The organism is Shigella sp. FC1567, from assembly GCF_001743015.1.
GTDB lineage: Bacteria > Pseudomonadota > Gammaproteobacteria > Enterobacterales > Enterobacteriaceae > Escherichia > Escherichia coli.
Map to the genome: position 1 here is coordinate 1 of NZ_MIIV01000375.1, position 565 is coordinate 565.

General features: G+C 44.4%; 1 pseudogene. It reads left to right on the forward strand.

Annotated features, from left to right (window positions below):
* Window positions 1-83: 83 nt before the first annotated feature.
* Window positions 84-470 (forward strand): annotated as a pseudogene (leuE, locus tag BHE85_RS18090) (leucine efflux protein LeuE); the annotation flags it as partial.
* Between the last annotated feature and the right edge of the window lie 95 nt (window positions 471-565).

A 565-nucleotide genomic window follows, 5' to 3' on the forward strand; every position in this document is an offset into this window, starting at 1 on the left:
TCCAATGTGCATAAAAAAATCCGGAAACAAGTGAGCGTTTCCGGATTCTTACACAGCCACTGGATCGGTCAACTGATCCTTAACTGATCGGCATTAATCTGGTTGGGGCCATTTTTATTGTGTTGGTGCCTGGGCCAAATACCCTGTTTGTACTCAAAAATAGCGTCAGTAGCGGTATGAAAGGCGGTTATCTTGCGGCCTGCGGTGTATTTATTGGCGATGCAGTATTGATGTTTCTGGCATGGGCTGGAGTGGCGACATTAATTAAGACCACCCCGATATTATTCAACATTGTACGTTATCTTGGTGCGTTTTATTTGCTCTATCTGGAGAGTAAAATTCTCTACGCGACCCTGAAGGGTAAAAATAACGAGGCCAAATCCGATGAGCCCCAATACGGGGCCATTTTTAAACGCGCGTTAATTTTGAGCCTGACTAATCCGAAAGCCATTTTGTTCTATGTGTCGTTTGGTAATGCTGCCAACTTACTGATTTAGTGTATGATGGTGATTTTAAGGTGCTTGCGTGGCTTCCATTTCCATCAGATGTCCTTCCTGCTCCGCTA